Annotated in this window: 22 protein-coding genes, 1 pseudogene and 1 riboswitch; of the genes and pseudogenes, 17 read left to right on the top strand and 6 right to left on the bottom strand. The window is 65.3% G+C overall.

Features of this window, described 5'->3' with window-relative positions; genetic code table 11:
- The gene (locus G6N15_RS13575; protein ID WP_083087149.1) at positions 1–399 is read right to left on the bottom strand and encodes a cytidine deaminase; all 399 of its coding nucleotides are present in this window, start codon (positions 397–399) and stop codon (positions 1–3) included.
- A gap of 226 nt (positions 400–625) precedes the next feature.
- Here G6N15_RS13575 and sdhC point away from each other — a divergent pair, with 226 nt between their 5' ends.
- From sdhC to G6N15_RS13530, 9 genes and pseudogenes are all read left to right on the top strand, one after another.
- The gene (sdhC, locus tag G6N15_RS13570) at positions 626–1045 is read left to right on the top strand and encodes a succinate dehydrogenase, cytochrome b556 subunit (RefSeq protein WP_083087074.1); all 420 of its coding nucleotides are present in this window, start codon (positions 626–628) and stop codon (positions 1043–1045) included.
- Entirely contained in the window at positions 1042–1488 is a 447-nt protein-coding gene (locus tag G6N15_RS13565) for a succinate dehydrogenase hydrophobic membrane anchor subunit (RefSeq protein WP_083087073.1), read from the top strand. Before sdhC ends, G6N15_RS13565 begins: the two co-directional genes overlap by 4 nt.
- Before the next feature lie 49 nt (positions 1489–1537).
- The gene (gene sdhA, locus G6N15_RS13560; protein ID WP_083087072.1) at positions 1538–3292 is read left to right on the top strand and encodes a succinate dehydrogenase flavoprotein subunit; all 1755 of its coding nucleotides are present in this window, start codon (positions 1538–1540) and stop codon (positions 3290–3292) included.
- Entirely contained in the window at positions 3292–4083 is a 792-nt protein-coding gene (locus tag G6N15_RS13555; RefSeq protein ID WP_083087071.1) for a succinate dehydrogenase iron-sulfur subunit, read from the top strand. Before sdhA ends, G6N15_RS13555 begins: the two co-directional genes overlap by 1 nt.
- A 50-nt stretch (positions 4084–4133) precedes the next feature.
- On the top strand, positions 4134–4763 hold the full coding sequence (locus G6N15_RS13550; RefSeq protein ID WP_232070229.1) for a TetR/AcrR family transcriptional regulator: 630 nt from the start codon (positions 4134–4136) through the stop codon (positions 4761–4763).
- Positions 4760–5410 (top strand): enoyl-CoA hydratase-related protein, encoded by a 651-nt coding sequence (locus tag G6N15_RS13545; protein WP_083087070.1) that lies wholly within the window; start codon positions 4760–4762, stop codon positions 5408–5410. The genes G6N15_RS13550 and G6N15_RS13545 overlap by 4 nt, the downstream gene beginning before the upstream one ends.
- Before the next feature lie 32 nt (positions 5411–5442).
- A pseudogene (locus G6N15_RS13540) lies at positions 5443–6069 on the top strand (carboxymuconolactone decarboxylase family protein); the annotation flags it as partial.
- 9 nt (positions 6070–6078) lie between these two features.
- The gene (locus G6N15_RS13535; protein ID WP_083087068.1) at positions 6079–6843 is read left to right on the top strand and encodes a helix-turn-helix transcriptional regulator; all 765 of its coding nucleotides are present in this window, start codon (positions 6079–6081) and stop codon (positions 6841–6843) included.
- A 192-nt stretch (positions 6844–7035) separates the two neighbouring features.
- Complete coding sequence (locus G6N15_RS13530; protein ID WP_232070228.1) at positions 7036–8136, top strand: alpha/beta hydrolase; 1101 nt, start codon at positions 7036–7038, stop codon at positions 8134–8136.
- Here the strand turns inward: G6N15_RS13530 and G6N15_RS13525 are convergent.
- Positions 8077–8994 (bottom strand): sigma-70 family RNA polymerase sigma factor, encoded by a 918-nt coding sequence (locus G6N15_RS13525; protein WP_083087066.1) that lies wholly within the window; start codon positions 8992–8994, stop codon positions 8077–8079. The genes G6N15_RS13530 and G6N15_RS13525 overlap by 60 nt on opposite strands.
- A 24-nt stretch (positions 8995–9018) precedes the next feature.
- Here G6N15_RS13525 and G6N15_RS13520 point away from each other — a divergent pair, with 24 nt between their 5' ends.
- The 4 genes from G6N15_RS13520 to nagA all read left to right on the top strand — a co-directional run bounded on the left by G6N15_RS13520 (position 9019) and on the right by nagA (position 14227).
- On the top strand, positions 9019–10365 hold the full coding sequence (locus G6N15_RS13520) for an aspartate aminotransferase family protein (protein ID WP_083087147.1): 1347 nt from the start codon (positions 9019–9021) through the stop codon (positions 10363–10365).
- Between the two features lie 83 nt (positions 10366–10448).
- Positions 10449–11675, top strand: a complete 1227-nt coding sequence (locus tag G6N15_RS13515; RefSeq protein ID WP_083087065.1) for a D-alanyl-D-alanine carboxypeptidase family protein — start codon at positions 10449–10451, stop codon at positions 11673–11675.
- Positions 11676–11678: 3 nt separating this feature from the next.
- Positions 11679–13052: a sugar porter family MFS transporter gene (locus G6N15_RS13510; protein WP_232070227.1), complete on the top strand. Its 1374-nt coding sequence runs from the start codon at positions 11679–11681 to the stop codon at positions 13050–13052.
- Positions 13049–14227: an N-acetylglucosamine-6-phosphate deacetylase gene (nagA, locus tag G6N15_RS13505; RefSeq protein WP_083087064.1), complete on the top strand. Its 1179-nt coding sequence runs from the start codon at positions 13049–13051 to the stop codon at positions 14225–14227. The genes G6N15_RS13510 and nagA overlap by 4 nt, the downstream gene beginning before the upstream one ends.
- 344 nt (positions 14228–14571) lie before the next feature.
- Here the strand turns inward: nagA and yhjD are convergent, their stop codons facing one another.
- Positions 14572–15606 (bottom strand): inner membrane protein YhjD, encoded by a 1035-nt coding sequence (gene yhjD, locus G6N15_RS13500; protein ID WP_083087062.1) that lies wholly within the window; start codon positions 15604–15606, stop codon positions 14572–14574.
- A 6-nt stretch (positions 15607–15612) separates the two neighbouring features.
- Positions 15613–16632: a tryptophan--tRNA ligase gene (trpS, locus tag G6N15_RS13495; protein WP_083087061.1), complete on the bottom strand. Its 1020-nt coding sequence runs from the start codon at positions 16630–16632 to the stop codon at positions 15613–15615.
- A gap of 127 nt (positions 16633–16759) precedes the next feature.
- Here trpS and G6N15_RS13490 point away from each other — a divergent pair, with 127 nt between their 5' ends.
- A complete protein-coding gene (locus G6N15_RS13490; protein WP_083087145.1) occupies positions 16760–17563 on the top strand; it encodes an alpha/beta fold hydrolase in 804 nt (267 codons plus the stop codon).
- A gap of 26 nt (positions 17564–17589) precedes the next feature.
- Here the strand turns inward: G6N15_RS13490 and G6N15_RS13485 are convergent, their stop codons facing one another.
- Both G6N15_RS13485 and G6N15_RS13480 read right to left on the bottom strand, forming a co-directional pair.
- Positions 17590–18819: an NADP-dependent isocitrate dehydrogenase gene (locus G6N15_RS13485; protein ID WP_083087060.1), complete on the bottom strand. Its 1230-nt coding sequence runs from the start codon at positions 18817–18819 to the stop codon at positions 17590–17592.
- 27 nt (positions 18820–18846) lie between these two features.
- The gene (locus tag G6N15_RS13480) at positions 18847–21081 is read right to left on the bottom strand and encodes an NADP-dependent isocitrate dehydrogenase (protein WP_083087059.1); all 2235 of its coding nucleotides are present in this window, start codon (positions 21079–21081) and stop codon (positions 18847–18849) included.
- A 122-nt stretch (positions 21082–21203) separates the two neighbouring features.
- Positions 21204–21323: riboswitch (SAM riboswitch) on the top strand.
- Between the two features lie 182 nt (positions 21324–21505).
- Between G6N15_RS13480 and G6N15_RS13475 the strand changes: the two genes are divergently transcribed.
- Genes G6N15_RS13475 through G6N15_RS13465 form a run of 3 tightly spaced genes read left to right on the top strand, consistent with a single transcriptional unit; the run spans position 21506 to position 24728 of the window.
- Positions 21506–22855, top strand: a complete 1350-nt coding sequence (locus G6N15_RS13475) for a bifunctional o-acetylhomoserine/o-acetylserine sulfhydrylase (protein WP_083087058.1) — start codon at positions 21506–21508, stop codon at positions 22853–22855.
- 11 nt (positions 22856–22866) lie between these two features.
- The gene (gene metX / locus G6N15_RS13470) at positions 22867–24000 is read left to right on the top strand and encodes a homoserine O-acetyltransferase MetX (RefSeq protein ID WP_083087057.1); all 1134 of its coding nucleotides are present in this window, start codon (positions 22867–22869) and stop codon (positions 23998–24000) included.
- The gene (locus G6N15_RS13465) at positions 23997–24728 is read left to right on the top strand and encodes a class I SAM-dependent methyltransferase (protein WP_083087056.1); all 732 of its coding nucleotides are present in this window, start codon (positions 23997–23999) and stop codon (positions 24726–24728) included. Before metX ends, G6N15_RS13465 begins: the two co-directional genes overlap by 4 nt.
- The last annotated feature ends 63 nt before the right edge of the window (positions 24729–24791 follow it).

Genomic DNA, 24791 nt, shown 5'->3' with positions numbered 1-24791 from the left:
TTATTGGAGAGGGAGGTCGTCGGGGCCGAACGCGTCGGGCAGCAGGTCGCCGAGCCGACGGGGCCCGGCGGGATGGTCGATGAGCAGTTCGGGTCCGCCGTGCTCGAACAACACCTGCCGGCATCGCCCGCAGGGCATCAGCAGCGTCCCGCTGGCGTCGACACACACCAGCGCGAGCAGCCTGCCGCCGCCGGTCGAATGCAGGGCGCTCACCACGCCGCACTCGGCACAGAGACCTAGGCCATATGAGACATTCTCCACATTGCATCCGGTGACCACGCGGCGATCATCTACCAGTGCCGCCGCGCCTACCCGCAACCGCGAATACGGTGCATACGCTCGGTATGCCGCTTGGATTGCCTTGTCCCGCAGTGTATTCCAATCAATCTCGTCGGTCATGTCAGCGATGCCCGCCATGTTCTGAACGCATAGGGCAGCCCCGTCCAGCCGTCGATCAACCCAGAAGTCACCATAACGTTGCGGCCGATGCGGGTGCGCCTGGCTGCTTAGCCGTTATCCGACCCGACAAATTGGGTCTAGATTGAATTGCCCGGCTAGACACTGCGTGCCGATCGCAAGCGCGGCGAAGCCGGGCGCAGCGGGTCGGCACCATACTGGAGGGCTGATGACGACGACGTCTGCAGAGCCGGCACAGGGATCCTCGCGCCCGCGGGCGGTGCGAACCCTGTATCGCGGCGACCCCGGTATGTGGTCGTGGGTCCTGCACCGCATCACCGGGGCGACCATCTTCTTCTTCCTGTTCGTTCATGTGCTCGATACCGCGCTCGTGCGGGTGGGCCCGCAGACGTACAACGAGGTCATCGAGACCTACAAATCACCGATCGTCGGTCTGATGGAGCTGGGGCTGGTGGCGGCAGTCCTGTATCACGCGCTAAATGGCGTGCGGGTCATCTTGATCGACTTCTGGTGGCAAGGCACCCGCTACCAGCGGCTGATGCTGTGGGTCATCGGCGTCGTCTGGCTGCTGGTCATGGTTCCGGCCACGATGGTGCTTGCCATCCACTTCCTCGGGCGGTTCGGATGACCGCGCCCCAGCCCGCCCCGGTATTGACCCGCAACCACGATCGCCCCGCCGGCCTGGACAATCCGCGCGCACCCCGCCGGCGTTCAGGCATGCCCAATTTCGAGAAATACGCCTGGCTGTTTATGCGGTTCTCCGGCATCGTGCTGGTGTTCCTGGCACTCGGCCACCTGTTCGTGATGCTCATGTGGGACGACGGTGTGTACCGCATCGACTTCAACTACGTGGCCCAGCGCTGGCATTCGCCGTTCTGGCAGACCTGGGACCTGCTGTTGTTGTGGCTGGCACAGCTGCACGGCGGCAATGGGCTGCGCACGATCATCGACGACTACTCCCGCAAGGACTCCACCCGCTTCTGGCTGAACAGCCTGTTGGCGGTGTCGATGGTGTTCACCCTGGTGCTGGGTACCTATGTGCTGTTGACCTTCGACCCGAACATCTCATGATTACGCCGCCTCCTCCTCATCGCTTCGCTCTGCATCGTCGGCGGCGGTCATGATCCATCAACATCGCTACGACGTGGTCATCGTCGGCGCCGGCGGCGCCGGCATGCGGGCCGCGGTCGAGGCCGCACCCCGGGCGCGCACTGCCGTGCTGACCAAGCTCTACCCCACCCGCAGCCACACGGGCGCCGCCCAGGGCGGGATGTGCGCGGCGCTGGCCAACGTCGAAGAAGACAACTGGGAGTGGCACACCTTCGACACCGTCAAGGGCGGCGACTATCTGTGCGACCAAGACGCGGTTGAGATCATGTGCCGCGAAGCCATCGACGCGGTGCTGGACCTGGAGAAGATGGGGATGCCGTTCAACCGCACCGCGGAGGGGCGCATCGACCAGCGCCGCTTCGGCGGGCACACCCGCGATCACGGCAAGGCCCCGGTGCGCCGATCCTGTTATGCCGCCGACCGCACCGGCCACATGATTCTGCAGACGCTGTACCAGAACTGCGTCAAGCATGACGTGCAGTTCTTCAACGAGTTCTATGTGCTGGACCTGGCGCTTACCCAGACGCGCAGCGGGCCGGTGGCCACCGGGGTCATCGCCTACGAGCTGGCCACCGGCGACATCCACATCTTCCACGCCAAGGCCGTCGTGATCGCAACCGGCGGGTCGGGCCGGATCTACAAGACCACGTCCAACGCGCATACCTTGACTGGCGATGGCATCGGCATCGTGTTCCGCAAGGGACTTCCCTTGGAGGACATGGAGTTTCACCAGTTCCATCCCACCGGCTTGGCGGGGCTGGGCATTCTGATCTCCGAAGCCGTGCGCGGCGAAGGCGGCCGCTTGCTCAACGGTGAGGGCGAGCGCTTCATGGAGCGCTACGCGCCGACGATCGTCGATCTGGCGCCGCGTGACATCGTCGCCCGGTCCATGGTGCGCGAAGTGCTGGAAGGCCGCGGCGCCGGCCCGCACAAGGACTACGTCTACATCGACGTTCGCCACCTCGGCGCCGACGTGCTGGCGGCCAAACTGCCCGACATCACCGAATTCGCCCGCACCTATCTCGGGGTGGACCCCGTCAACGAGCTGGTGCCGGTCTACCCGACGTGCCACTACCTGATGGGCGGCATCCCAACGACGGTCACCGGACAGGTACTGCTGGACAACACCACAACGGTGCCGGGTCTGTACGCGGCCGGTGAATGCGCATGCGTGTCGGTGCACGGGGCCAACCGGCTTGGCACCAATTCGTTGTTGGATATCAACGTCTTTGGCCGCCGCGCCGGAATCGCCGCCGCCAATTACGCACGGGGCCACGACTTCGTCGAGCTGCCGCCGCAGCCGGAGGCGATGGTAGTCGGCTGGGTCGCCGACATCCTCTCCGAGCACGGCAACGAACGCGTCGCCGACATCCGGGGTGCGTTGCAGCAGACGATGGACAACAACGCCGCCGTGTTCCGCACCGAAGAAACACTCAAGCAAGCGCTCACCGACATCCATGCTTTGAAGGAACGCTATTCCCGAATAGCGGTGCACGACAAGGGAAAGCGCTTCAACAGCGATCTGCTGGAAGCCATCGAGCTCGGATTTCTGCTGGAGCTGGCCGAGGTCACCGTGGTCGGTGCCTTGAACCGCAAGGAATCTCGTGGCGGGCATGCCCGCGAGGACTACCCCAACCGCGACGACACCAACTACATGCGCCACACCATGGCCTACAAGCAGGGCAGCGATCTATTGTCCGATATTCGACTGGATTTCAAGCCTGTCGTGCAGACCCGCTACGAACCCAAAGAACGGAAATACTGATGGCCTTGATCGAGACCGGGCAAGCAGGCGACCCGCCGCTGCCGCCGGTCCCCGAGGGTGCGGTAATGGTCACCGTCAAGATCGCCCGCTTCAACCCTGAAAACCCCGACCAGTACGCCGATTCCGGCGGCTGGCAGAGTTTCCGGGTGCCGTGCCTGCCCAGCGACCGACTGCTGAACCTGCTGATCTACATCAAGAGCTACCTCGACGGCACGCTGACATTTCGGCGCTCGTGTGCGCACGGGGTCTGCGGCTCTGACGCGATGCGGATCAACGGGGTCAACCGGCTGGCCTGCAAGGTGCTGATGCGCGATCTGCTACCAAAAAAGCCGGGCAAGCAGCTCACCATCTCCGTCGAACCGATCCGCGGGCTGCCGGTGGAAAAGGACCTGGTCGTCGACATGGAGCCGTTCTTCGAGGCCTACCGTGCGGTCAAGCCGTATCTCGTGACCAGCGGTAACCCGCCGACGCGGGAACGCATCCAAAGCCAGGCCGATCGCGCCCGCTACGACGACACCACGAAATGCATTCTGTGCGCGGCCTGCACGACCAGCTGCCCGGTGTTCTGGCACGAGGGCAGCTACTTCGGGCCGGCGGCGATCGTCAACGCACACCGGTTCATCTTCGACAGTCGCGACGAGGCCGCCGCCGAGCGCCTCGACATTCTCAACGACGCCGAGGGGGTGTGGCGCTGCCGCACCACGTTCAACTGCACCCAGGCGTGCCCACGCGGCATCGAAGTGACCAAGGCGATCCAAGAGGTCAAGCGCGCGCTGATGTTCGCGCGCTAGTTGTGCGAACAGACGCAAAAGCCCCTATTTTGTGGCGAAATAAGGGGCTTTTGCGTCTGCTCGCGCCGCCTCCCCGGGTCCACGACATCGACGGGATTCTCGACGCCGCCGAATCGCTGGCGGCCGCAGCCGGGCCATCCGCTGTGACCATCCGCGCGGTGGCCACGGCAGGCGGGGTGTCTAACGGCGCGATCTACCACACCTTCGGCTGCCGGGCCGAGCTGTTGGCCCGCACGTGGCTGCGTGCGGCGCGCCGATTCCTCGCCACCCAACAGGCGCTCGTCGACGACTCACTGAGCCCGCGTGACGCCGTGGTCGCCGCAGCGGAGGCGCCGGCAGTTTTCGCCGAGCAGTATCCACAGTCGTCATCAGTGCTACTGGCAATGCGCCGCGAGGAATTGATCGGCGAGAATATTCGGCGCGAACTGGCGAGCGAAGTAGCGGCTACCCAGACCGAGCTCGTCGAGCTGATGGTCATGCTGGCGACCGCGGTGTGGGACCGCAAGGACGCTGCAGCGGTAGACGTAGTCACCACCTGCATCGTCGACCTGCCGACAAGCATCCTTTTGCAGCGCAACAGAATCCACAATCCAACCGCGATCGAGCATCTTCGCGCAGCCGTGCTGGCGGTGCTCGATGTCGGACCCGCTCCGGTGAAGCAGAAAAGGAGACCACGATGAAGCTCAACCATGACGGGAAGATCGCTGTGCTCGACCTCGGTGACGACGAAAACCGGTTCTCGCCAGACTTTCTCGATGAGTTCGACGCCCACCTCGACGACGTGGTCGGCGGCGGCGCGCAAGGACTCGTCACGACAGCTAGCGGCAAGTTCTACACCAACGGTCTCGACCTCGACTGGTTGATGGCGCACGGCGATCAGACGCAGCGGTATGTAAACCGCGTCCAGGGACTGCTCGCCCGAGTATTGACGCTCCCGGTGCCGACTGCAGCGGCTCTGCCGGGGCACGCATTTGGGGCGGGAGCAATGCTGGCACTCGCACACGACTTCCGGGTCATGCGCGCCGACCGCGGCTTCTTCTGCTTTCCCGAAGTTGACATCCGCATCCCGTTCACGCCCGGGATGGCGGCGCTGATCCAGGCCCGACTCACACCGCAGGCCGCGGTGGCCTCGATGACGACGGGGCGCCGGTTCGGCGGCACAGATGCCGAAGCGGTCGGCATCGTCGACGCCACCGCGCCCGAGGGAGCCGTCACGGCTGCGGCCGTCGAGATGCTCAAGCCACTCGAAAACAAAGACCAAGGCATTCTTGGTGCCATCAAGAACACGATGTTCGGGCCCGTCGTCGCGGCGCTCACCCAAGCCTGACCAGCCGCTCGTCACACTTTCGCGGGCTGGCTCGTCTGAAGGGTATGACACAGAAAACACGTATCGAACCATTGCCACCCAAGAAGGCCCCGCTGTGGGTCCGCGCCGCCTACCGCTACGCCAAGCGGCGGTTCGGCGAAGTGCCCGAGCCGTTCGCCGTCATCGCGCACCATCCGGGACTGCTGTTCGCCAACGCGGTCCACGAGACCGCGCTGGAACGCGCACCGCACAAACTGCCGGCGACTGTGCGTGAGCTGGCGGTGTATTGGACCGCCCGCACCGTCGGCTGCTCGTGGTGCGTGGACTTCGGGGCGATGCTGCAGCGCCTCGAGGGCCTGGATGTCGAACGGCTGAAGGACATCGACAACTACGCCACCTCACCGCGCTACACCGAGGACGAGAGGGCGGTGATCGCCTACGCCGACGCAATGACAACCGACCCGCATTCGGTCACCGATGAGCAGGTCGCCGACTTGCGGGACCGTTTCGGTGACGCCGGCGTGATTGAGCTGACGTATCAGATCGGCGTGGAAAACATGCGAGCGCGGATGTATTCGGCGCTCGGCATCACCGAGCAGGGCTTCAATTCCGGTGACCCGTGCCGGGTTCCGTGGATGATGGAGGTCGGCGGGGCGAACGAAACCCCAGCGCAGGGCTAAAGTGGCGGCATGCCGGTCTGGGAGCTGGGGTCGGGCCTGCTCATGGTTGCCGGCGGCTTTTCCGACCTTGCCGTGCACCATCACCCCGCGGTTCAGATCACCGTCGGCGGGCGCGGTCGGTTAACGGTTACCGGCGACGGCGATACGTACGACACGTGCCGGCTTGTCGTGATCGCCAGCGGAGCACGGCATGCGGTGCGCTCGGATGCGGAATCCGAAGCGTTAACGCTCTACCTCGGGCTACAGACACCGCACGGCATTGCGCTGAACACGTGGAGCCGCAGCCACGGTCAGCACCAAGGCATTTGGATCGTCGATGACGCAGAGGATCTGGCGAAGGCGGCAGTAGCGTCGCTGGACGCAGATGGTCCGCACGCCGCGGTTGAGCTTCTCGTCGACGGACTGTGCGCGATGGGTGACCGGGGCTCTGAGGGTCCTCGACCGGTTCACCCGCAGCTGCGGCAGGCGATCGAAGTGGTCTCGAGTCGCGTGCCTGATCGGGTCGACGTGACTTCGGCGGCGGGCGCGGTCGCGCTGTCACCCGACTATCTGGGACGGCTGTGCAAACAGCAGACCGGCGTTTCGTTCTCCGCCACGATCCGCTGCGAGCGGCTGGTTGCCGCGGTGAGCTACCTCCTCGATGGTTACTCGATCACCGACGCCGCCCATCTCGCTGGGTTTGCCGATGGATCGCACGCCAACAAGGTGTGCTGGGAAATGACCGGGGCAACCCCACGCGAACTCGCTGACGCGGTGCGCAAAACCCAAATCTGACGGATCCATACAAGTGCTCCGGTAGTGGTTGACCCACGCTTGGGCCATGCGCGCGATGTCACGATTCGAACGTAGCTTCTCTCGGTTCCCCAATGATCCGCTGCGCACGAAATGGCTTCGCCACCAGCCTGCGGTCGCGTCGCCGCGGCACGTCACGCAATTCGCTGCAGACAAGAGCACGGAGGAGTTCTGGTGTCATCGTTGAATATTGGTGCAAAAGCGAAAATCATCAGCGGCGTCTTCGCGTTGCCCACCCCGGTCCGGCGGTTCTTGGCTGGCCCGCCCTTGGGGATCGACGGGCAGGAAATGGCGCTCGACGCGCAGCTCATGATCCGACTCAAAAACCGTTCCAACTCCGATGTTTTCGACGGCCCGGTCAACGAGGCCCGTGCTCGATATGACGCGCTTCCCAGTATTATCGGCTACCAGTCACCGGCGCCCGTCGCGACGCGAGAGATCATCATTCCCGCCGCACCCGACGACATCCCGGCCACCCTCTATACCCCTGCAGACCTGCCTGAGCCGTCCGGGCTGCTCGTGTATACCCATGGCGGCGGCTTTTCTGTCGGCTCCCGGCTAAGCCACGACCCCGTCGCCCGCTATTTAGCGAGTCACGCCGGTGTCCGAGTGCTGTCGGTCGAGTATCGACGCGCACCCGAGCACCGATTCCCCGCCGCGGCGGACGACGCACTCGCCGCATACGAATACGCGCACGGCCACGCCGGAGATCTGGGCGCTGATCCCGACCGCATCGCCGTCGGCGGCGACAGTGCGGGTGGCAATCTCGCTGCGGTGACTGCACAACAGGCGGTGCGACGCGGTGGCCCGGTCCCCGCTTTTGCGCTGCTGATGTATCCGGCGACCGATCTGAGCACCCGCCGGCCGTCGCGCGACCTGTTCGCCGAGGGTTCGACCTTTACCGACCGCAATCTGCAGTGGGTGATAGCCAACTACGTACCTACGGGAACCGATTTGAAGGATCCGCGACTTTCACCGCTTCATGGTGATGTCACCGGGGTACCGCCGACCTATATCGCCAGCGCCGGTTTCGACCCGATCCGTGACGACGGCGAAGCTTACGCGGACAAGCTTCGCACTGCAGGAATCCCGGTGGCGTTGACTCGTCAAGCCGACCTACCGCACGGATTCCTCAACTTTGTCGGCCTGGGCGGCCGGTTCGCCGAAGCTGCAAGCGAAGCAGCCGGTGCACTGCGACTCGGCCTCGCGGTGTGTTCAGGACGGCCGGCCCAGCGGAGAGCCGGTGAACTTGTCGGGGTTCGCGATATCCCATAAGGCGCAGACTTTTCCGTCGCGCACCGTGATCGCGAGGATACGCGGCAGCATCTCCCGGTAACCTTCACCGCCGGGACTGCCCGCGGTGAAGACGCCCAGCTTGCCGTTGACGCGGGCCGGCTGATTCGCAGTGAAAAACGCGGGCCCGTAGCGACGCGCCAAGCCGAAGACGAACCGTGCCACCTTGTCGGCGCCGTGAATGACCTGAACCGCCGTCGGCGCCTTGCCATTCGAATCGCCGGTGAAGGTCACGTCCGGGTGCAGCAGCGACACCACCGCCTCCAGGTCACCGGCGGCCATAGCGGTCATGAGGCGACCGATCACCTCGTCGTGGGTCGGATCCGGCTCAGGCGGCGGCTCGGCGCCTGGCCCGTTCATGGCCCGCCTGGCCCGCGACGCCAGCTGGCGGGCCGCGGTCTCGCTGGTGCCCAGCACATTCGCCACATCGGTGAACGGCACCCCGAACCCGTCGTGCAGCACGAATGCGACGCGTTGATCGGGGCTGAGCCGTTCCAGCACCACCATCGCTACGTAGCGAGCGTCCTCGTTGGCGACCACCGTCGACAGCGGATCGGCGCTGTCGAAACCGGTCACTATGGGTTCCGGAAGCCATTGGCCCACATACGTTTCCCGGCGGTGCACCGCCGACCGCAACCGGTCAAGGGCCAGCCGGCTCACCACGGCGGTCAACCAGGCGCGCAGGTCGCGGATATCCGGGTCGTCGGTAGCGTTCCAGCGCAGCCACGCCTCCTGGACGATGTCTTCGGCGTCGCCCACCGTCCCGGTCAGCCGGTAGGCGACCGCCAGCAGATGCGGGCGCAGCGCTTCGAAGTCGTCCACCTGCTGAACCGAAGTCACGACCCGAGCGTAACGTTCGCGGAGATGACCTCAGACCTCTCCGCGACGGCGAACCGCCACTTGTGGGGCCATTTCGCGCGGCACGGCGCGGGCATCACCCCACCCGTCATCGCCCGCGGCGACGGCGTCACCATCTGGGACGACCGCGGCAAAAGCTACCTCGACGCACTCTCCGCGCTGTTCGTCGTGCAGGTCGGGCACGGCCGTGAAGAACTCGCCGAAGCCGCGGCGCGGCAGGCCGGCACGCTGGCGTATTTCCCGCTGTGGTCGTATGCCACCCCGCCCGCCATCGAGCTCGCCGAGCGTCTCGCGGACTACGCACCGGGCGATCTGAACCGGGTGTTTTTCACCAGCGGCGGCGGCGAGGCCGTCGAAACCGCCTGGAAGCTGGCCAAGCAGTACTTCAAGCTCACCGGCAAACCCGGCAAGTACAAAGTCATTTCGCGGGCTGTCGCCTACCACGGCACCCCGCAGGGCGCGCTGGCACTGACCGGTGTGCCGAAGTACCAGGCGCCGTTCGAGCCGTTGACGCCGGGCGCGGTGAAGGTGCCCAACACGAACTTCTACCGCGCACCCGAACCGCTGCGCTCCGACGTCAAGGCCTTCAGCCGGTGGGCCGCCGACCGGATCGCCGAAGCCATCGAGTTCGAAGGGCCCGACACCGTCGCCGCAGTGTTCCTAGAGCCCGTGCAAAACGCCGGCGGCTGTATTCCGCCGCCGCCCGGCTATTTCGAACGCGTCCGCGAGATCTGCGACGACTACGACGTGCTGCTGGTCTCTGACGAGGTGATCTGCGCCTATGGGCGCATTGGGTCGATGTTCGCCTGTGACGACTTCGGCTACGTGCCCGACATGATCACCTGCGCCAAGGGGCTGACGTCCGGCTATTCGCCGATCGGCGCGATGATCGCCAGTGACCGGTTATTCGAACCGTTCAACGACGGCACGACGATCTTCCCGCACGGCTACACCTTCGGCGGGCACCCCGTGTCGGCGGCGGTCGCACTGGCCAACCTCGACATCTTCGAGCGCGAACGCCTCAACGACCGCGTCAAGCACAACGCTGCCGCGTTGCGCGCCACCCTGGAGAAGCTCTACGACCTGCCGATCGTCGGAGACGTCCGCGGCGAGGGCTACTTCTACGCCATCGAACTGGTCAAAGACCAAGCGAGCCGGGAAACCTTCAGCGCCGACGAGCGCCGGCAGCTGCTTCCCCGACTGTCCTCGGCTCTCTTCGACGCCGGGCTATATTGCCGCATCGATGACCGCGGCGACCCGGCGATCCAGATCGCGCCGCCACTGATCAGCGGCCAGCCCGAGTTCGACACCATCGAATCGATCCTGCGCAGCGTCCTGACCGAAGCGCGGTGACCATGCCAGCTAGCTAGTCACTTGCGCAACACTAGCCACAACTCCGGGGAATTCCGCCGCTAATCGCCTACTCTGCTCAAACGATGGCTTTCCTACGATCCGCGTCATGCCTGGCAGCCGCGCTTTTTGTAGCGCCCACGGCGCTGGGTCTGCCCGTCGCGGCCGCCGAGCCGAATGCCGGACCGGCAGCTGACACCTGCCGGTACAAGGTCGCTACCCCACCCGCGGTCGACTCCTCGGAGGTTCCCAGAGCCGGAGATCCGCCGGCGCCGCTGCCGGTGCCCAGCTCGCCGGTCGGGGGCAATGCGCTGGGCGGCTGCGGCATCGTCACCGCACCCGATACCCCGCCGGTGCCCGGCGACATCTCCGCCGAGGCATGGCTGGTCGCCGACCTCGACAGCGGCGCGGTGATCGCTGCCCGCGATCCGCACGGCCGACACCGGCCGGCCAGCGTCATCAAAGTGCTGGTGGCCATGGCCTCGCTCAACGAGCTGAACCTCAACAAGGCCGTCGACGGCACCCCGGAGGACGCCGCCGCCGAGGGCACCAAAGTCGGCGTCGCGCCCGGTGGGCGCTACACCGTCAACCAGCTGCTGCACGGGCTGCTGATGCATTCCGGCAACGACGCAGCGCACGCGCTGGCCATGCAGCTCGGTGGCATGCAGGTCGCGCTGGAGAAGATCAACGTGCTGGCGGGCAAGCTCGGCGGGCGCGACACCCGCGTCGCCACACCGTCCGGCCTCGATGGACCCGGCATGAGCACTTCTGCCTACGACCTCGGACTGTTCTACCGCTACGCCTGGCAGAACCCGACGTTCGCCGACATCGTCGCCACCCGGACCTTCGACTTCCCGGGCCACGGTGATCACCCGGGCTACCAGCTGGAAAACGACAATCAGTTGCTCTACAACTATCCGGGCGCGCTGGGCGGCAAGACCGGCTACACCGACGACGCCGGGCAGACCTTCGTCGGCGCGGCCAACCGGGACGGCCGCCGGCTGGTGGCGGTCTTGCTGCACGGCACCCGCCAGCCGATCGCGCCGTGGCAGCAGGCGGCGCATCTGCTGGACTATGGGTTCGCCACCGCGCCGGGCACCCGGGTCGGCACGCTCATCGAGCCGGATCCCGCGCTCGTGGCACCCAAGCCCGATGCCGCTGCCGACGACGCCGGTGCCGCCTCCCGGGCGGCGGGGATCATGCCAGCCGCGGACGCTATGCCGGTGCGGGTGGGGGTAGCCGTTATCGGGACCATCATCGTGTTCGGCTTGATCATGGTGGCGCGGTCACTGAACCGTCGGCCGCAGCATTAAAGAGTGTCGAATAGGGCGCTGGCCGTCGGTCTCACCGCGGCAACCGTGGGCGTCATCTACGGCTATGACATTTCCAACATCGCCGGCGCGCTGCTGTCCATCACCGACCAGTTCCACCTGACGACACGACAACAAGAACTGATCACCACCGCGGTGGTGATCGGTGAAATCTTCGGCGCGCTCGGTGGTGGCCTGCTGGCCAATGCGATCGGGCGGAAAAAGTCCATGGTGCTGGTAGTGGCGGGCTACGCGGCCTTCGCGGTGCTGGCCGCGCTGTCGGTATCGGTGCCGATGCTGCTGGCGGCACGGCTGCTGTTGGGCCTGACCATCGGAGTGTCCGTCGTGGTGGTCCCCGTCTTCGTCGCCGAGTCGGCACCGGCCGCAGTGCGTGGTTCTCTGCTGGTGTCCTACCAACTAGCGACGGTCGTCGGCATCATCGTCGGTTACCTGGGGGCCTATCTGCTGGCCGGTTCACACAGCTGGCGATGGATGCTGGGACTGGCCGCCATGCCTGCCGCGGCGGTATTGCTGTTGATGCTGCGCCTGCCCGACACCGCCCGCTGGTATCTGCTCAGGGGACGCGTCGGCGACGCCCGCGAGGCGTTGCGGCGAGTGGAGCCAGACGCCGACGTGGAACACGAACTCACCGAAATCGCTTGCGCCCTAGAAGAAGAATGCGGCGGAGTGCTCGCGGAGATGCTGCGACCGCCGTATCGGCAGGCCACCATCTTTCTGGTTGGGCTCGGCTTTTTCATTCAGATCACCGGCATCAACGCGATCGTCTACTACAGCCCGCGGCTGTTCGAGGCAATGGGCTTTAACGGCAACTTCGCGCTGCTGGTGCTGCCGGCGCTGATTCAGGTCGCGGCCTTGGCCGCGGTAGTGATTTCGCTGGTTCTGGTCGACCGGCTAGGCCGCCGGCCGGTTCTGTTGTGCGGCATCACCGTGATGATCGCCGCCGACGCCATGCTCATGAGTGCCTTCGCTACAACCACCGGCGGTGCATCGATGTTGGGTTTCGTCGGTGTGCTGATCTTCACGATTGGCTTTACCTTCGGCTTCGGCGCCCTGGTGTGGGTATATGCGGGTGAGTGTTTGCCGTCCCGCATGCGGTCAATAGGCTCCAGCGCGATGCTCACCGCCAACCACGTGGCCAATGCGATTGTCGCCGGTGTCTTCCTGACGACGCTGCATTCACTCGGTGGTGCACGGACTTTCGGAGTATTCGGTGTGTTCGCGGTGGCCGCCTTTGCCTTCGTTTACCGGTTCGCTCCGGAAACCAAGGGCCGACAGCTGGAGGAGATCCGGCACTTCTGGGAGAACAGGGGTAAATGGCCCGCCGAGCCGGTCCGCGCGGAGACGAGTGAGCTGCCATGACTCTGATCGCCGCCGGCACAATGGTCCTCGACGGCCAGATCTGCCGCCCCGGCTGGTTGACGGTTTCAGGCCGACGAATCGGCGATTGCGGATGCGGTGCGCCGCCCCACCCACCAGATATCGATTACCCCGACGCCACCACCGTGGTTCCCGGCTTCGTCGATATGCATGTGCATGGCGGCGGCGGCGCGTGGTACACCGACGGGCATCCAGATGAGATTGCCTCCGCTGCAGGCTTTCACTTACGACACGGCACCACGACCACGCTGGCCAGCCTGGTCACCGCCTCGCCCGACGACTTGCTGGCAGCGGTTCGCGGGCTCGCCGAGGCGACCCGGAAAGGCGTCATCGCCGGCATCCACATCGAGGGGCCGTGGCTGAGCCGGGAGCGATGCGGGGCCCACGATCCCGGGCAGCTGCGCGATCCCGATCGCGCCGAGATCGACGCCGTGCTCGCCGCTGGCGACGATGCGATCCGGATGGTGACGCTTGCACCGGAACTTCCCGGCAGCGCCGCCGCAATCAGACGCTTCGTGGACGCGGGAACGGTTGTCGCCGTTGGTCATACGGATGCGACGTACGAGCAGACCCGGCAGGCCATTGCCGCGGGCGCGACGGTCGGAACGCACCTGTTCAATGCGATGCGCCCGCTGCACCACCGCGAGCCCGGCCCCGCGTTGGCGCTGTTGCAGGACCCGGGGGTGACGCTGGAGCTGATCGCCGACGGTGTTCACGTCCATCCTGCCTTGGTGCGTGGGGTGATCGAAGCCGCAGGAGCGGACCGGGTCGCGTTGGTCACCGATGCCACCGCTGCCGCCGGTTGCGCCGACGGCTCATTTCGGTTGGGAACCCAGGAGATCGACGTCGTCTCGGGCGTGGCTCATGTGCACGGAACGTCGACGCTTGCTGGCAGTACCGCCACGATGGACGGGCTTTTCCGCAATGTGGCGGGGCTGTCTTCCGACCCCGATGAGGGGCTGGCCGCCGCCGTGGCGATGACGTCGACCACGCCGGCTCGGGTACTCGGACTCGGCCATGTCGGCAGTCTGCGCAGCGGCATGGACGCCAATCTTGTTGTGCTCAGCCAGGTTTTGGAGATCAGCTCCGTCATGGTCAACGGCGGCTGGGTGAGCGATCAGGGATCACACTGGCCGCGCGCACAGCCGCCGAATTAGCGTTGGGCAGCACACATGCGACGTGCGTGCGACGACATGACAGGGCGGTGTGATGGCCATCAAACCGCATTGTGTGGTGTGCGGTTTCAGCAGCGATGCCGTGGGCACCGTCCAGTTCGCCGACTACGACCCCAACTGGCAGCCTCCCCCATACGTCGGCTGGTCGAATTCGCTTGGCGTCACCGCACCCCCGGGTGTCGGCCTGTTCTGTCGGTACCACCTCAAGCAGGCGCAAAAACTCCGTCGGCTCCCCGCCGAAGAGGCTGTCGCAAAAATGGGTCCACCGGGGCCAAGGCGAGTGCGGCAAACCGGGTGGCTCCGCAGACTATTCCGCTAGCCGGTCGTCACCGGTCGCGCCGGCGCACAAGCCGTGAAAGACCCAGCGCAGCAACAGCTCCCAGTCCCGCCGCAGTCAATGCCTGCCGAGCGCTTAGACCTTCGTCGGCCTGCACCCGCGGAGTGATCACCGCCGGAGCCGGCGGCGGCGCCGGCGCCGCCGCCGCGCGCACGTTGGCCGGCGACGTCGCCGCCCACGCGGTGGCGAACAGAACCAGCCGCGCGGTGATGTACGCGAACACCATCAAACCCAACACCGGACCGAACGCGGCACCGGCCGGACTGCGCAACACCGACCGCAAGTAGATCGACGCGAGCTGCTTGAACACTTCGAAACCAACAGCCGCCAGCAGCCCGGCCCGCATCGAGGCGGCGAAGCTGACCGGCTCCCGCGGCAGCCGGGCGATCATCCAGGTGAACAGCAGCCACGACACCAGCAGCGACATCAGCAGCGAAACGCCGCGCAAGATGATGTCCAGCACCAGGGCGTAGTGCAGCCCAAGCCAATCCAGCACCTTGGCCATCGGCGCAGCGTCAGCGAGTGCGGTCAGCGCGATAGTCGCCGCGATCGCCGCGAACGCGGAGAGCATCGCCACAAGATCGGACAACTTGGTGCGGACGAAGCCGGGCGATGTCACATGCTCAGCCCACATTGCACTGAGCGCCTCACGCAGATTCGCCATCCACCCCAGGCCCGCCCACGCCGACCCGGCGAGGCCGATGATTCCGACCGAACTGCGCGATGCGATCGCCGAGTTCATCGCCTTGATCAGCTGTTTGCCGAACTTGCCCGACACCGCGGTGCGGATTCGATCCTCGATGTCGGCCAGCAACTCCGGTTGGCGCGCCAGCACGAATCCGGCGAGCGCGAAACCAACCATCAACAAAGGGAATAGCGAAAAGATCGTGTAATAGGTCAGGCCCGCCGCGAAGAAATTGCCCTTGCGGTCGTTGTACCGCTGGTTGGCGCGCATGACGTGGTCGAACCACCCGTATCGCGCCCGCACCCGATTGAGGAGCCCTGGTTTGGCCGCGTCGCTCATGTGTGTCTAGGGCCGCGGCGGAAGGAAGCCGAGCCGGTCATAGACCCGCTGGACCGTTTTGCCCGCAACATCCTGGGCGCGCGCAGCGCCGGCGGACAGCACCGCCTCCAGTTCGGTTGGATCGCCCATCAGCTCCTCGACCCGATTCCTGATGGGCGTCACGAATTCGACGACGGCCTCTGCGGTGTCCTTCTTCAAGTCGCCGTAGCCGTGTCCCGCGTAGCGCTCGACAAGTGTGCCGACGTCGACACCTGTGACCGCGGACTGGATGGACAGCAGGTTCGACACCCCGGGTTTGGCGTCGAGATCGTAGCGGATCTCCCGCTCACTATCGGTTACCGCTGAGCGAATCTTCTTGGCCGACGACGCCGGATCGTCGAGCAGGCTGATCAACCCGGCGTCGGTGGCCGCCGACTTGCTCATCTTCGACGAGGGATCCTGGAGGTCGTAAATCTTGGCGGTCACCTTCGGAATGAGCACCTCCGGTACGACGAAGGTGCCCGGGAACCGGCTGTTGAACCGCTGCGCGACGTCGCGCGCCAGCTCCAGATGTTGGCGCTGGTCCTCACCGACCGGAACCAGTTCGGTGTCGTAGGCCAGCACGTCGGCGGCCTGCAGTACCGGATAGGTGAACAAGCCCACCGTCGTCGACTCGGCGCCCTGACGCGTCGACTTGTCTTTGAACTGCGTCATCCTCGACGCCTGACCGAACCCCGTGAAACAGCCCAGTACCCAGGACAGTTGGGTGTGGGCGGGTACATGGCTTTGCACGAAGATCGTGCTGCGGTCAGGGTCGATCCCCAGCGCCAGGTACTGCGCAGCGGTGATCAGCGTGCGGCGCCGCAACACCTCAGGGTCCTGGGGAATCGTGATCGCGTGCAGATCCACCACGCAGAAGAACGCGTCGTAGTCGTCCTGCAGCGCCACCCAGCGGGTCACCGCCCCCAGCGCGTTGCCGAGATGAAGCGAGTCGGAGGTGGGCTGCACGCCGGAAAAGACTCGGCGGGTTGGACTTGCGGTGCTCATGATGACTCGATCTTTTCACGCCGTCGCCGGCCCGCACTCCACACGCTTGCGATACCGCCGGTATCACCATAATGTCGCGGTCATGACGACTCGCGAGCCTATTCATCTCGGGTCGGGTGAACCCGTCCTGCTGCTGCACCCCTTCCTGATTTCGCAGATCGTATGGGAGACGGTGGCCCAGCAGCTGGCCGACACCGGCCGCTACGAGGTGTTCGCGCCGACGATGGCCGGCCACAACGGCGGACCCTACGCCGGCACCAGGTTCTTGAGCTCGGAAGTGCTGGCCGACCACGTCGAGCGCCAACTCGACGAGCTGGGCTGGAACACCGCACACATCGTCGGCAACTCGCTGGGCGGCTGGGTGGCGTTCGAACTCGAGAGCCGCGGGCGGGCACGCACCGTGACCGGCATCGCCCCGGCAGGTGGTTGGACGCGCTGGGCCCCGACAAAGTTCGAGGTGATCGCCAAATTCGTCGGCGGTATGCCGCTATGGGCGGCGGCGCGCTGGCTCGGGCCGCGTGCGTTGAAGCTGCCGCTCAGCCGCCGCCTGGCCACCCTTCCGATCAGCGCGTCACCCGACGGGGTCAGCGAAAGCGAGCTCCATGCGATCATCGACGACGTCGCGCATTGCCCGGCCTACTTCCAGTTGCTGGTCAAGTCGTTGCTGATGCCCGGCTTACTGGACTTGGCGCAAACCGCCGTGCCCGCGCACCTAGTGATCTGCGAGAAAGACCGCGTGTTTCCCGGGCCGCGATCCCACCGGTACTTCCGCGCGCAACTCCCCGAGGGCACCCGGGTGACCGAGCTTGACGGCGTCGGGCACATCCCAATGTTCGAGGCGCCGGGCCGGATCACCGAAGTCATCACCGACTTCCTCGACGAGTACTGCATTGCTGGCGAAAAGACGCAAAAGCCCCCATTTACTGCGTAAATACGGGGCTTTTGCGTCTGCTCGCGCTACCCGTTGAGCGCCTTCTCCAGGTTCTCGGCGATCGACCCGAGAAACTCCTCGCTGTTCTGCCACTGCTGGTGGGGACCGATCAGGATGGCCAGGTCCTTGGTCATCTGACCGTCCTCGACCGTTTTGACGACCACCTCTTCGAGCTTCTGCGCGAACTCGGTCACCTCCGGGGTGTCGTCCAGCTTGCCGCGGTGCTGCAGCCCGCGCGTCCAGGCGAAGATCGACGCGATCGGGTTGGTGGAGGTGGGCTTTCCCTGCTGGTACTGGCGGAAGTGGCGGGTGACGGTGCCGTGGGCGGCTTCTGCCTCCACCGTCTTGCCGTCGGCGGTCATCAGCACCGAGGTCATCAGCCCCAGTGAGCCGTAGCCCTGTGCGACGGTGTCGGACTGCACGTCGCCGTCGTAGTTCTTGCAAGCCCACACATAGCCGCCCTCCCATTTCAGGCAGGCGGCGACCATGTCGTCGATCAGCCGGTGCTCGTAGGTCAGGCCGGCGGCTTCGAACTGGTCTTTGAATTCCTCGTCGTAGATGCGCTGGAACTCGTCTTTGAACATGCCGTCGTAGGCCTTGAGGATGGTGTTCTTGGTGGACAGATATACCGGGTAGTTCTCTTGCAGCCCGTAGGCGAACGACGCCCGCGCGAAGTCCTGGATGGATCTTTTGAAGTTGTACATCCCCATCACGACGCCGCCGTCGTCGGGGATTCGCACCATTTCGTGCACGATCGGCTCGCTGCCGTCCTCGGGGGTGAAGGTCAGCGTGACGCAGCCGGGCCGGTCGACTTTGAAATTGGTTGCCCGGTACTGGTCACCGAACGCGTGACGGCCGATGATAATCGGCTTCTTCCAGCCCGGCACCAGACGCGGAATGTTCGAGATGATGATTGGCTCGCGGAAAATGGTGCCGCCCAAGATATTTCGAATGGTCCCGTTGGGTGATGACCACATGGTCTTGAGGTTGAATTCCTTGACCCTGGCCTCGTCGGGCGTGATCGTCGCGCACTTGACGCCGACGCCGTGCTTTTTGATGGCGTAGGCCGCGTCGATCGTCACCTGGTCGTCGGTGGAGTCCCGATTTTCGATCCCCAGGTCGTAGTAGGCCAGATTGATGTCGAGGTGCGGGAAGATGAGCATGTCCTTGATGAGCTTCCAGATGACGCGCGTCATCTCGTCACCGTCGAGCTCTACTACCGTGCCTTCGACTTTGATCTTGTATCCGCTGGACATGTCCCAACACTACAAGCGGGACCGGTATCAGCCTGCCGCCGCGAGTGCATTGTTGAATGTCTTACTCGGCCGCATCACCGCTGTGCTCAAGGTGGGATCGGGCGCGTAGTAGCCGCCGATGTCGACCGGTTTGCCCTGGGTCGCGTTGAGTTCGGCCACGATGACGTCTTCGTTCTCCGTCAACGCGTCGGCCAGAACTGCGAAGTGCTTCGCCAACTTCTTGTCGTCGGTCTGGGCGGCAAGTTCTTGCGCCCAATACATGGCCAGGTAGAACTGGCTGCCCCGGTTGTCTAGTTCGCCGGTCTTTCGCGACGGGCTCTTGTCGTTGTCCAGCAGTTTGCCGATCGCGGCATCGAGTGTCTTGGCCAGAATTTTGGCGTGCGCGTTTCCCGTCTTCGCGCCCATGTCTTCCAGGCTGGCGGCCAGCGCCAGAAACTCGCCCATCGAATCCCAGCGCAGGTGATTCTCCTCGACCAGTTGCTTGACGTGCTTGGGCGCCGAACCACCCGCACCCGTCTCGTACATGCCGCCGCCGGCCAGCAGGGGCACGATCGAGAGCATCTTGGCGCTGGTCCCAAGCTCCAGAATCGGGAACAGGTCGGTGAGGTAGTCACGCAGGATGTTGCCGGTCACGGCGATGGTGTCCTTGCCGCGGATGACGCGCTCGAGCGTGTAGCGCATGGCCCACACCTGCGGCATGATCTGGATCTCCAGGCCCTCAGTGTCGTGGTCCTTCAGGTAGGCCTTGACCTTCTTGCGCAGCTCGACCTCGTGCGGACGTTCGGTGTCCAGCCAGAACACCGCCGTCATGCCGGACAGCCGCGCGCGGGTGACGGCCAGCTTGACCCAGTCCCGGATCGCCGCGTCCTTGACGATCGGCATGCGCCAGATGTCACCGGCCTCCACGTTCTGCGTCAGCAGCACCTCGCCGGTGTCGAGGTCGACGATGTTGGCCACACCGTCCTCGGGGACCTCGAACGTCTTGTCGTGGCTGCCGTACTCCTCGGCCTTCTGAGCCATCAGGCCCACATTGGGCACCGTGCCCATGGTGGTCGGATCGAACTGGCCGTGCGTCTTGCAGAAGTTGATCATCTCCTGGTAGATGCGGCTGAACGTGGACTCCGGATTGACGGCCTTGGTGTCCTTGAGTTTGCCGTCGGCGCCGTACATCTGGCCGCCCGCGCGGATCATCGCGGGCATCGAGGCGTCCACGATCACATCACTGGGCGAATGGAAATTCGAGATTCCCCGGGCCGAATCGACCATGGCCAGCTCGGGACGGTGCTCGTGGCAGCGGTGCAAGTCGTCGACGATCTCGTCGCGTAGCGAGGCCGGCAGCGACTCGATCTTCGCGTACAGATCGGAGAGCCCGTTGTTGACGTTGACGCCCAGCTCGTCGAACAGCTTCTCGTGCTTGGCGAAGGCGTCCTTGTAGAAGACCTTGATCGCGTGGCCGAACACGATCGGATGGCTGACCTTCATCATCGTCGCCTTGACGTGCAGCGAGAACATCACGCCCGTCTCGTAGGCGTCCTCCATCTGTTGTTTGTAGAAGTCGCACAGGGCCTTGCGGCTCATGAACATCGAATCGATGATGTCGCCGTAACCCAGCGATACCTGGGGCTTGAGCACCAGCGTTTCACCGCGCTTGGTCACCAGCTCCATCTTCACGTTGCGCGGGCGGTCCAGCGTCATCGACTTCTCGCCGTGGTAGAAGTCGCCGTGCTTCATGGTCGCGACATGGGTGCGTGAGGCCATCGACCACTTGCCCATGCTGTGCGGGTGCTTGCGGGCGTAGTCCTTGACCGCCTTGGATGCGCGACGGTCCGAGTTGCCTTCCCGCAGCACCGGATTCACCGCGCTGCCGAGGACTTTGGCGTAGCGGTTGCGGATTTCGCTTTCCTGCTCGGTCTTCGGGTCGGCCGGATAGTCCGGGATCTTGAAACCCTTGTCCTGCAGCTCCCTGATGGCTGCGACGAGCTGCGGCACCGAGGCGCTGATGTTAGGCAGCTTGATGATGTTGGTGTCGGGCAGCTGCGTCAGCCGGCCCAGCTCACCCAGGTTGTCCGGGACGCGCTGCTCCTCGGTCAGGTAATCGGGAAACTCGGCCAGGATCCGGGTCGCCAGCGAGATGTCACTGAGCTTGACGTCGATGCCCGCCGGCTCGGTGAAGGCACGAATAATCGGCAGAAACGCATAGGTCGCCAGCATCGGCGCCTCGTCGGTCAGCGTGTAAATGATGGTCGGCCGCTCGGCGCACATGGTCCTTCTCCCGCGTTTCCAGTCGGATCTGATGGTGGCGAGTATCCCGCATGCCGTATCGGCAGCGCGGCGTAGCCGGGGACGGTGGCAGGGGATCGGCCTAATACGATAGGCTTCCTATGGGTCATGAGCGCCAGCGCCAAGCCCCGGCTTGCTGGCCGGCAACCCTCCAACCGCGGTGGGGTGCCCCGGGTGATGACCAGGTTGAGTAGCCACGACCGGCTACGCGGCAAGCGCGGGTCCGCCATGACGGGCCCCCTGAGTAGACAGGGATACCTGATGCGTACCCATTCGGGTTGGCCCATCATGTGGCCCCCCAGGCCTCGGGGTCGTTAACCCATCGCCACTGGCTGACGTCATCAAGTGATGGCGTCCAGGCGACTGCGAGCACGACACCTATCCGACTCCAGCAGAAAGCAGCCACATGAGCACCGACAGTGAACCCGACCCGACCGCGCACTGGTCGTTCGAGACCAAACAGGTCCACGCCGGGCAGCGGCCCGACTCGGTAACCAACGCCCGGGCACTGCCTATTTACCAGACCACGTCCTACACCTTCGACGACACCGCGCACGCCGCGGCCCTGTTCGGCCTTGAGGTTCCCGGCAACATCTACACCAGGATCGGCAACCCGACCACCGACGTCGTCGAACAGCGCATCGCCGCATTGGAGGGCGGGGTGGCCGCGCTGCTTCTGGCGTCCGGCCAGGCGGCGGAGACGTTCGCGATCCTGAATGTGGCCGGTGCGGGCGACCACATCGTGTCCAGCCCGCGGCTCTACGGCGGCACGTACAACCTGTTCCACTATTCGCTGGCCAGGCTCGGCATCGACGTGAGCTTCGTCGAGGATCCCGACGACCTTGATTCCTGGCAGGCCGCGGTGCGCCCGAACACCAAGGCGTTCTTCGGCGAGACCATCTCCAACCCGCAGATCGATGTGCTGGACACTCCCGGGGTCGCCGGGGTTGCCCACGACAATGGCGTGCCCCTGATCGTCGACAACACCATCGCCACCCCGTATCTGATTCAGCCGATCGCGCAGGGCGCCGACATCGTCGTGCATTCGGCCACCAAATACCTTGGCGGGCATGGCGCGGCGATCGCCGGCGTGATCGTCGACGGCGGCACGTTCGACTGGAGCGGTGACCGCTTCCCCGGATTCACCACCCCCGATCCCAGTTACCACGGCGTGGTCTATGCCGAGCTGGGACCGGCAGCGTTCGCGACCAAAGCCCGGGTACAGCTGTTGCGCGACTATGGATCGGCCGCCTCGCCGTTCAACGCGTTTCTGATCGCCCAGGGTCTGGAAACGCTGAGCCTTCGGATGGAACGCCACGTCGCCAACGCCCAACGTGTCGCCGAATTCCTGGCCGACCGCGAGGAAGTGCGATCGGTCAACTATGCGGGCCTACCGAGCTCGCCCTGGCACGAGCGGGCAAAAAAGCTGGCGCCCAAGGGAACTGGCGCCGTGCTGGCATTCGAGCTGGTCGGCGGCGTGGAAGCGGGCAAGGCGTTCGTCAACGCGCTGAAGCTGCACAGCCACGTCGCCAACATCGGCGATGTGCGCTCGCTGGTCATCCATCCAGCGTCGACCACCCACTCGCAGCTGACGCCGCAGGAGCAGCTGTCCACCGGTGTCAGCCCGGGACTGGTGCGGTTGGCGGTGGGCATCGAGGGTATCGACGACATCCTGGCCGACCTCGAACTCGGGTTCGCTGCGGCGCGGGCTTACCGAGATTCCGCCGGCGACCCGCAGGCCGTGGCAGCGTTTTGAGGACATCTGAGGTGACAATCTCCGAAGTGCGCACTCACACACTCCCCCCCGAAGGCGAAGTGGGGTTCGTCGACATCGGCCCGTTGACGCTGGAAAGCGGCGCGGTGATCGATGACGTCTCTATCGCCGTGCAACGCTGGGGCGAGTTGTCGCCCACACGTGACAACGTCGTGGTGGTATTGCATGCGCTCACTGGTGATTCGCATATCACCGGGCCTGCCGGTGCTGGCCATCCGACACCGGGCTGGTGGGACGGCGTGGCCGGCCCCGGCGCGCCCATCGACACCGACCGGTGGTGTGCTGTGGCCACCAACGTGCTGGGCGGCTGTCGCGGCTCGACCGGGCCCAGTTCGATTGCCCATGACGGAAAGCCTTGGGGCTCAAGGTTTCCGCGGATCACAATCCGCGACCAAGTGCAGGCCGACGTCGCTGCGCTGGCCGCGCTCGGCATCACGGAGGTCGCCGCTGTCGTCGGCGGATCGATGGGCGGTGCCCGGGCGCTGGAATGGATTGTCAGCCATCCCGATCAGGTCCGGGCCGGGCTGCTGCTGGCGGCCGGCGCGCGGGCAACCGCCGACCAGATCGGCACGCAGAGCACCCAGATCGCGGCCATCCAGGCCGACCCGTACTGGCAGGGCGGCGACTACTACGACAGCGGCCGCGAGCCGGTGGCCGGGCTGTCGATTGCCCGGCGCTTTGCGCATCTGACGTATCGGGGCGAAATCGAATTGGACACCCGTTTCGCCAACGACGCTCAGGGCGACGAGGATCCGGTGACCGGCGGCCGCTATGCGGTGCAGAGCTACCTGGAGCACCAAGGCAGCAAGCTGGTGGCGCGGTTCGACGCCGGAAGCTACGTGGCGTTGACCGAGTCGCTCAACAGCCACGACGTCGGCCGCGGCCGCGGCGGGGTCGATGCGGCGCTGCGCGGCTGTCCCGTCCCAGCGGTGGTCGCGGGGATCAGCTCCGACCGGCTGTATCCGCTTCGCCTGCAAGAGGAGCTGGCCGAGCTGTTGCCCGGCTGTACCGGACTGCACGTTGTCGACTCGATGTATGGGCACGACGGCTTTCTGGTGGAGTCCGAAGCTGTCGGCAAGTTGATCCGGCAGACACTCGAGCTGGCCGAAGGCGTGCGTGCCCGGTGACCCGCTCCAGGCAAGACCGCTCGCTGTCGTTTGGTTCAGAAGCGGCTGCCTACGAGCGGGGCCGCCCGTCCTATCCGCCGGAGGCAATCGACTGGCTGCTTCCGGGCGGTGCTCGCCACGTGCTGGACCTGGGTGCCGGTACCGGCAAGTTGACGACCCGGCTCGTCGAACGCGGGCTGGACGTGGTGGCCGTCGACCCGATTCCCGAGATGCTGGACGTGCTGCGCAAGTCGCTGCCGGACACCACGGCCCTCTTGGGCACCGCAGAGGAAATTCCCTTGCCGGACAACAGCGTCGACGCGGTGCTGGTCGCGCAGGCGTGGCATTGGTTTGATCCGGCGCGCGCAATTCCGGAGGTGGTTCGCATACTGCGCCCCGGCGGGAGGCTGGGACTGGTCTGGAACACCCGCGACGAACGGCTGGGGTGGGTGCGCGAGCTCGGGCGGATCATCGGCAGCGATGGCGATCCGGTCAGCGACCGTGTCGTGCTGCCCGATCCGTTCACCGACGTGGAACGTCATCGAGTCGAGTGGACGAATTACCTTACGCCGCAAGCACTTATCGATTTGGTAGCGTCGCGAAGCTACTGCATCACCTCGCCCGCCGATGTGCGCACCAAGACACTGGATCAGGTGCGCGAACTGCTGGCCACCCATCCGGCGCTGGCCAACAGCAACGGCCTTGCGCTGCCCTACATTACGGTCTGCGTCCGCGCGACCCTTTCGTGACTTACCGCGAGTGGCCACTTATTGCACGGTTTTTCGCGTCAGGCTCAAGTGATCGCTGCAACA

Source organism: Mycobacterium noviomagense (genome assembly GCF_010731635.1).
Taxonomy (GTDB): Bacteria; Actinomycetota; Actinomycetes; order Mycobacteriales; family Mycobacteriaceae; genus Mycobacterium; species Mycobacterium noviomagense.
This window is presented reverse-complemented; position numbering and strand designations above follow the sequence as displayed.

Excerpts from the sequence above, each read along its gene's own strand:
- G6N15_RS13575 (WP_083087149.1), bottom strand. The coding sequence starts at position 399 with ATGACCGACGAGATTGATTGGAATACACTGCGGGACAAGGCAATCCAA.
- sdhC (WP_083087074.1), top strand. The coding sequence starts at position 626 with ATGACGACGACGTCTGCAGAGCCGGCACAGGGATCCTCGCGCCCGCGG.
- G6N15_RS13565 (WP_083087073.1), top strand. The coding sequence starts at position 1,042 with ATGACCGCGCCCCAGCCCGCCCCGGTATTGACCCGCAACCACGATCGC.
- sdhA (WP_083087072.1), top strand. The coding sequence starts at position 1,538 with ATGATCCATCAACATCGCTACGACGTGGTCATCGTCGGCGCCGGCGGC.
- G6N15_RS13555 (WP_083087071.1), top strand. The coding sequence starts at position 3,292 with ATGGCCTTGATCGAGACCGGGCAAGCAGGCGACCCGCCGCTGCCGCCG.
- G6N15_RS13545 (WP_083087070.1), top strand. The coding sequence starts at position 4,760 with ATGAAGCTCAACCATGACGGGAAGATCGCTGTGCTCGACCTCGGTGAC.
- G6N15_RS13535 (WP_083087068.1), top strand. The coding sequence starts at position 6,079 with ATGCCGGTCTGGGAGCTGGGGTCGGGCCTGCTCATGGTTGCCGGCGGC.
- G6N15_RS13520 (WP_083087147.1), top strand. The coding sequence starts at position 9,019 with ATGACCTCAGACCTCTCCGCGACGGCGAACCGCCACTTGTGGGGCCAT.
- G6N15_RS13515 (WP_083087065.1), top strand. The coding sequence starts at position 10,449 with ATGGCTTTCCTACGATCCGCGTCATGCCTGGCAGCCGCGCTTTTTGTA.
- nagA (WP_083087064.1), top strand. The coding sequence starts at position 13,049 with ATGACTCTGATCGCCGCCGGCACAATGGTCCTCGACGGCCAGATCTGC.
- yhjD (WP_083087062.1), bottom strand. The coding sequence starts at position 15,606 with ATGAGCGACGCGGCCAAACCAGGGCTCCTCAATCGGGTGCGGGCGCGA.
- trpS (WP_083087061.1), bottom strand. The coding sequence starts at position 16,632 with ATGAGCACCGCAAGTCCAACCCGCCGAGTCTTTTCCGGCGTGCAGCCC.
- G6N15_RS13485 (WP_083087060.1), bottom strand. The coding sequence starts at position 18,819 with ATGTCCAGCGGATACAAGATCAAAGTCGAAGGCACGGTAGTAGAGCTC.
- G6N15_RS13480 (WP_083087059.1), bottom strand. The coding sequence starts at position 21,081 with ATGTGCGCCGAGCGGCCGACCATCATTTACACGCTGACCGACGAGGCG.
- G6N15_RS13475 (WP_083087058.1), top strand. The coding sequence starts at position 21,506 with ATGAGCACCGACAGTGAACCCGACCCGACCGCGCACTGGTCGTTCGAG.